Origin of the sequence: Actinomadura sp. CNU-125 (assembly GCF_001942465.1) — a bacterium.
Classification (GTDB): Bacteria; Actinomycetota; Actinomycetes; order Streptosporangiales; family Streptosporangiaceae; genus Spirillospora.
On the sequence record NZ_MKJY01000291.1, the window covers coordinates 1 to 6,484 of the forward strand.

Sequence of the window (6,484 nt, forward strand, 5' to 3'; positions counted from 1 at the left end):
GGACCCGGCTGCGGGACCTGGGGTGCGCGCCGCGCGCCGCGCCGCCCTGACGGGCCTGGACGTGCGCGACCGCCGGTTCGGGTATCCGCTGGAGACGGTGCTGCGCGCCGCCGCCGGCGGGTGGCGGATCGCCGAGATCGATGTCGCCTACCTGCCCCGCACCGGCGAGTCGAAGGTGACCGGGACCGTGGGCGGGACGGTCCGCGCCGTCCGCGACATGCGCCGCGTCCTGGCCGGGACCGCCTCATGACCGCCCCGACGACCGCCCCGACGACCAGCCCGACGCCCGCCCCGGACGCCGACCTGCTGGTGATCGCCAAGGAGCCGGTGCCGGGCCGCGTCAAGACCCGCCTGACCCCGGCCTACACGCCCGCCGAGGCCGCCTCGCTGGCCGCGGCGGCGCTGGCCGACACCCTCGCCGCGGTCGCCGCCGCGCCCGCCGGGCGCCGCACCCTGGTGCTGGACGGTTCGCCCGGCGCGTGGCTGCCCGCCGGGATCGAGGTGATCGCGCAGCGCGGCGGCGGGCTGGACGAGCGGCTCGCGCACACGTTCGCCGACGCCGACGCGGGCCGCCCGCTCGTCCTGATCGGGATGGACACCCCGCAGGTCACCCCGGGACTGCTGGCGGTCGAGGCGCGGGCCCTGCGGGGGCACGGCGCGGTGTTCGGGCCGGCCGCCGACGGCGGGTTCTGGCTGCTGGGGCTGCGCCGGCCCGACGCGCGGCTGCTGCGCGAGCGGTGGTGAAGTTCCTGGAGCACAGCGGGGACGCGGCGCAGCTCGCGCTCGCGCGCGAGGAACTCGCCTGCGCCGAGCACGACCGTCCGGCCTGCGGCGACCCGAGCCCGCCGGGGCGGGCCCGGACCCGGCCGACGGCGGGGCCGCCGCCGAGCTCACCGCGCGGAACGCCGCGTCGCCGCCCTCGCCGCCGCGGGACGCACCAACCGCCAGATCGCGGCGGATCTGCTCATCACGGTGAGCACCGTGGAACAGCACCTCACCCGCGTCTACCGCAAGCTGAACGTCGCCCGCCGGACGGAGCTGCCCGTGCGGCTGCGGGACGTCCCGCCGGGAACCGCCCACGACCGTCCCACGGCGACGACATCGTGAGCGGTCCCCGCCGGGCGCGCTCCCCGGGCGCGCCGGCCCGGTCGAGGACGCGTCGGGGAGTTGCCGTTCGACGGTCGCCGCGAACTCGGCCCAGCGCTGCGCGCAGTCGCGGGCGAGCTGCGCGACGACGGCACCGCAGTGCGTCGGGACGCCGTCGATGAGCGCCTCCCACTCGCCCGGCTTCACGGTGTGCAGGCTGAGCAGCATGAGCAGCCTGCGGCCGGTCTCGCTGAGCCGCAGCGCCGGGTCGGTCCGCAGCCGCTGCACCACCGCGCCCTGGTCGGCGCCACCCTCGGCGGGACGGCCGCGGCGCGGTCCGCGCGCAACGCCAGCGGCACCGCGGCGGGCGGCGGGGCCGGTGTCGGACGCCCGTGGCGAGCGGGTCCTCGCCCCGGCGCAGCCGGTTGCGCACGTCCCGGGCCGTCTCCGGGGAAATGCCGACCGCGCGCGCCACCTGCCGTAGCGACATGTCCGGGTTGTCGTTGATCAGCTCGGACGCGCCGCCGCGCCGTTCCGCCCCGTTGACCGGGCGGGCCCGGCCGTCCTGTCCGACCCGGACCGCGGCGGGTTCGCCCCCGGCCCGCCGCCGGACGTCGGCCACCGTGCCCGGGGCCATGCCCGTCACGGACGCGATCATCCGGTTCGACCACTGTGGATGGGACGCGACGATCCGTTCGGCCGCCCGCTTGCGGTCCGCCATCGGGAGCGGCAGCCCGTGGGTGACGTTCGCCCGGACCGCCAGCACGAACGCGTCGTCCCCGTCGCCCTGGAAGAGCCGCGCCGCGATCGTCGTCGCGCCGCGCCGTGCGGCCGCCCGCACCCGGTGCCGGCCGTCGAGCACCGCCATCGTCGGCCGGTGCACGATGATCGGCGGCAGATCCTCCTGCACCGCCGCCAGCGCCTCGACATGCTCGGCGTCGATCCCGCCGCGCCGCGGCGACTCCGACATCGTCAGCGCGGCCAGCTCCAGTCTGACCACCGGCAGGTCGTCGACCTGCCCCAGTTCGGTTTTCAATGGCACCCCCTGGTTCACCATTACCGTCGTGCGCCGAAGGAGTGGTCCCGAAATCGATTCGCTTGTATTATCGGCCGACCCGGTACATCCAATCGTTCCGGATGAGAATCGGCCTAATGGCGAGCCGAAGTCCCGCTCCTTCGAAGCCTCGCCAACGATAGCCAGCGGCGCGCGGGCCCTTGCACCCCTACCCGACCCCTATTCGGCACCCCTGCTCCCCTACCGGACGGGATCACCAGGTCCCCCGGCGGGCGCGCACACCGCCCGAACCGCCGATCACGACATGATCACGGAGAGTGGTGGAGCATTTTATGCCCCGGACATCAGATCTTCCACTCGTTTTCCCGCGGCCGTGTCATCGCCGTCCCGCGCGGCCCGGCCATACGCGGCCCGGCTATCGGGTGCGGGCGGCCTGGGCGGCCTGGGCGGCCTGCGCCGCCTTGACGCGGCGGAAGCTCCACACCAGAAGCCCGACGAGAATGAACCCGGAAAGGATCAGGCCCGAACCGGTGCTCCACCCGCTGAACGGGAGCGCGTCGACGAGGCCCCACACCACGCCGGCGCCGATCAGCGCGAACACCGTGAGGATCGACCCGGCGAGGCGCCACGGCGACGACACGCTCTCCTCCGCGCCCCGCATCGCCGCGTTCTGGACGGGCTCGACGTAGCGCTCGACCATCGGGAACTCGCGGGCGAGCACGAGCAGCCCGGCGAGCACGAGCAGCAGGCCGGGGCCGGGCAGGACGAGCAGCGCGATGCCCAGCATCGTGAGCAGGGCGCCGATGACGAGCGTCACCCCGCGCCGCACGTGTCTGGTCATGCCCGTTCCTCCGTCCGGCCGCGCGGGGACGCCCCCGCACGAGTCACGCTATGCGAACCGCGGGCGTGCGCGACACCCCGGGCGCCCGCGCGCCTGCGCGCGAGCACCCGGGGGCGTCGCCCCGACGCCGCCCGGCCTCGGCCGGCCGGGCGGGTTCCATATCTATTCGACTCGAATAATATGAATCCTGCCACCCGATTCTTTGTGACATAGAACACTCCCCCCGCGCTCACCAGTAAAAATAGGAAATACATAGCCATATCAGAGCGAATTCCGCGTCGAACATTGAGCTTTTCCGAAACGTGATCTAGCGTCGATCAGGTGCCGCCCGAAGCGCGCTCCTCCGGGATCACGGGTTCCGGCGCGCGGCGGCGCACGTGCCATCGAGGGTGGAAGGCGTCAGCATGCTCAAGGTCATCGGTGCGGGACTGCCGCGAACGGGAACGACGTCGATGAAGGCGGCCCTGGAACGGCTCGGGCTCGGGCCCTGCCACCATATGTTCGAAATTCTCAGCAATCCGAAGCAGGTCGACCGCTGGCTTCCCACCGTCGCCGGCGGGCCCGTCGACTGGGACCGGGTGCTGGACGGATATTCGTCCGCGCAGGACTGGCCGTCCAGCGGGTTCTGGCCCGAACTCGCCGCCGCGTACCCGGAGGCGAAGGTCGTGCTGACCGTCCGCGACCCGCGCCGCTGGCACACCAGCTTCGGCAACCTGCTGGCGAACGGTCCCGCCCAGATGGCCGCGGACGACCTGCCCGAGGCCGCCCGCCCGGTCGCCGAGGCCATGCAGCGGATGCGTCCCCTCCTCGACCGGCACGGACGCGACCTGTTCGGCGCGGACTGGGACCCCGACGCCGGTGTCCCGGACGAGGACACCGCGGTCGCGGCCTTCGAGCGGTACGTCGAGACGGTGCGGGCGGGCCTGCCCGCGGACCGGCTGCTGGTGTTCGACGTGCGCGAAGGCTGGGACCCGCTGTGCTCGTTCCTCGGCGTCGAGGCGCCCGACGAGCCGTTCCCGCACCTCAACGACGCCGACGCGCTCAAGGAGATGTTCGGCCGGCTCATGACCGAGGGCCACGTCGCCGTCCCCTTCCCGGCCGCCGCCCCGGCCTCCGACGGCGAAGTCCCGGCGGCCCCCGCGTAGGGCGAACGGGCGGGACGGCCCGGCCCGTCCCGTCCCCGTCCGGTCCTCAGCGTTCGAGGTGGTAGTCGGCGGGGTCGAGGCGGCGGGTCCGGCGCCGGTAGCCGGTCATGAAGCCGGGCCAGTTGTTGGTGTTGCGCCGCTCCTCGTCCAGGTACCAGCTGTCGCATCCGCCCTGGTTCCAGACGGACGCGGCGAGGCGTCGCTGAGTCGCGGCGTCGAACCGGTCGAGGACGTCCGCGCGGACCTCCAGCGAGGCGACGCCGGACGCGAGCAGCCGGGCCGCCTGGACGATGTAGGCGGTCTGGCTCTCGAGCATGTGCACGATCGACCCGGACCCGACGTTGGTGTTCGGCCCGTACATGAGGAAGAAGTTCGGGAATCCGGCGACGGACATGCCCAGGTAGGCGCGGGCGCCGTCCTTCCAGGACGCGTTCAGCTCGCGTCCGTGCGGGCCGGTGACGCGCATCGGCGCGACGAAGTCCTGGGAGCGGAAACCGGTCGCCCAGATGATGGTGTCGACGGTGTGATGGTCGCCGTCGGACGTCCGGACGCCCTGCCGGGTGATCTCCGCGATGGGCCGGTCGACGACGCCGACGTTCGGCCGGTTCAGCGCCTCGTAGTACTCGCTGGACGTCAGGATCCGCTTGCAGCCGGGCTCGTAGCGCGGGGTGAGCCGGTCGCGCAGCCCCCGGTCGCGCACCGAGCGCAGCGCGAACCGGCACAGGGCGCGGACGGGCAGCGACAGCGTCCGGCGGCCGCGCGGCAGGACCAGGCTCGGGTTCAGCACCAGCTCGAACCAGAGGAAGATCCCGAGCCGGGACAGCCGCTGGACGGCGGGGACGCGGCGGTTGAGCGCCTTGCGCGGCCGCGGGTACACGCGGTCGGGTTTGCGGCTGATCCAGTGGGACTCGACCTGGAACACCGTGAGCCTCTCCGCGCCGGGCGCGATCAGCGGGACGAACTGGATCGCGCTGGCGCCGTTGCCGACGACGGCGATGCGCGCCCCGTCCAGGTCGTGCCCGTGGTCCCAGCGGGCGGAGTGGAACACGGTGCCCGCGAAGCCGTCGAGCCCCGGGACGGGCGGGACGGCCGGGTTCGACAGCTGCCCGCAGGCGGCGACGACCAGGTCGTACTCGGCCTGGCCGCCGTCGGCGGTGCGGACGCGCCAGCGCGCGGCGTGCGGGAGGAACGTGGCGTCCACGACCTCGGTCCGGAACCGGCAATGGTCCGTCAGGCCGTACTTTGTGACGCAATGTCGTAGATACTCCAGAATTTCGGGTTGTTCGGCGAAGCGGCGCGACCAGTCGGGCTTCGGCTCGAAGGAGAAGGAGTACAGGTGGGAGGGGGCGTCGCACGCGGCGCCCGGGTAGGTGTTGGCCAGCCAGACGCCGCCGGGCCCGGCGGCCTTGTCGTAGATCGTGATGTCGTCGAATCCGGCCCGTTTCAGGCCGATGGCCAGGCCGATGCCGCTGAACCCGCAGCCGACGACGGCGATCGACACGTCTCTGCGCCCCATGTGCCACTCCCTGCCGTCCGGACGGACGGGCGGTGCGACGGCGCCTTCACGACGCCGTAACCGACATGTGTGTCGGCTAGAGTGCAGGGAAACCAGGAGGGGAGTCAAGACGATGGGTGAAGGTCCGCCGAAGACGCGGATGCGGGGGCCGGCGCGCCGGGCCCTGATCACCGCCGCCGCGCTGGAGGTCTTCGCGAGCAAGGGGTACAACGGGGCGTCGCTGGGCGAGATCGCCGCCGCCGCCGGGGTCGCCCGCACGGTGCTGTACGACCACTTCCCGTCCAAGCGGGTGTTGCTGCTCGCGGTCATGCAGGAGCAGAACACCGCGCTGATCGAGCACGTCGGCGCGCGCATCACCGGCGCCGGTCCGGCCGAGGCGCGGATGCGCTCGACGATCGACGCCTACTTCAGCTTCGCGGAGAGCAAACCCGCAGCCCGCAGGCTTCTCTTCGACCGCACCGACGAGGACGACCCGGAGATCCGCACGGTCCGCCAGGGCATCCGGGAGTCCCGCACGCACGCGGTCACGGCGCTGCTCGCCGGCGACATGCGCACGGTCGGCGTCGAGCCGGGCGAGCCGATCGGCGAGGCGATGGTCGAACTTCTCATCACCGGTCTCGACGGCGTCGCCCAGTGGTGGGAGCGGCATCCCGACATGCCCCGGTCGCTGCTGGTCGAGGGCGCGATGCGGCTGCTGTGGACGGGGCTCGGCAACGCCGAATGACGCGCCGTCCAGGGGACGGACCGAGGCGCTCGCGGCCGCCGCGGGGGTTGACGCCCCGCGGCGGCCGCCGCATACTCGGCTCCACTTAACCGACATCAGTGTCGGTTAGCGCAACCACCCCCCGAGGAGTGCGCAGTGGACGACATGACCACGTGGT

Annotated in this window: 6 protein-coding genes and 1 pseudogene; 4 read left to right on the forward strand and 3 right to left on the reverse strand. The window is 73.2% G+C overall.

Annotated features, from left to right (window positions below; translation table 11 throughout):
- Positions 1-250: pseudogene (locus BJF79_RS29295) on the forward strand (glycosyltransferase); the annotation flags it as partial.
- Complete coding sequence (locus BJF79_RS29300) at positions 247-744, forward strand: DUF2064 domain-containing protein (protein WP_075902210.1); 498 nt, start codon at positions 247-249, stop codon at positions 742-744. The pseudogene BJF79_RS29295 and the gene BJF79_RS29300, both read left to right, overlap by 4 nt.
- 250 nt (positions 745-994) lie before the next feature.
- Here BJF79_RS29300 and BJF79_RS29310 read toward each other — a convergent pair whose 3' ends face one another.
- Together BJF79_RS29310 and BJF79_RS29315 are read right to left on the reverse strand one after the other, a co-directional pair.
- A complete protein-coding gene (locus BJF79_RS29310) occupies positions 995-2,128 on the reverse strand; it encodes a ParB N-terminal domain-containing protein (protein ID WP_262402733.1) in 1,134 nt (377 codons plus the stop codon).
- A 388-nt stretch (positions 2,129-2,516) separates the two neighbouring features.
- Positions 2,517-2,942 carry a PGPGW domain-containing protein gene (locus tag BJF79_RS29315; protein WP_075902214.1) on the reverse strand — a complete coding sequence of 142 codons (426 nt, stop codon included), beginning with the start codon at positions 2,940-2,942 and terminating at the stop codon, positions 2,517-2,519.
- 404 nt (positions 2,943-3,346) lie between these two features.
- Here BJF79_RS29315 and BJF79_RS29320 point away from each other — a divergent pair, with 404 nt between their 5' ends.
- Positions 3,347-4,087, forward strand: a complete 741-nt coding sequence (locus BJF79_RS29320; protein WP_075902220.1) for a sulfotransferase family protein — start codon at positions 3,347-3,349, stop codon at positions 4,085-4,087.
- A 46-nt stretch (positions 4,088-4,133) separates the two neighbouring features.
- Here the strand turns inward: BJF79_RS29320 and BJF79_RS29325 are convergent, their stop codons facing one another.
- A complete protein-coding gene (locus tag BJF79_RS29325; protein ID WP_075902216.1) occupies positions 4,134-5,603 on the reverse strand; it encodes a flavin-containing monooxygenase in 1,470 nt (489 codons plus the stop codon).
- Positions 5,604-5,715: 112 nt separating this feature from the next.
- Between BJF79_RS29325 and BJF79_RS29330 the strand changes: the two genes are divergently transcribed.
- A complete protein-coding gene (locus tag BJF79_RS29330; RefSeq protein ID WP_083734120.1) occupies positions 5,716-6,327 on the forward strand; it encodes a TetR/AcrR family transcriptional regulator in 612 nt (203 codons plus the stop codon).
- The last annotated feature ends 157 nt before the right edge of the window (positions 6,328-6,484 follow it).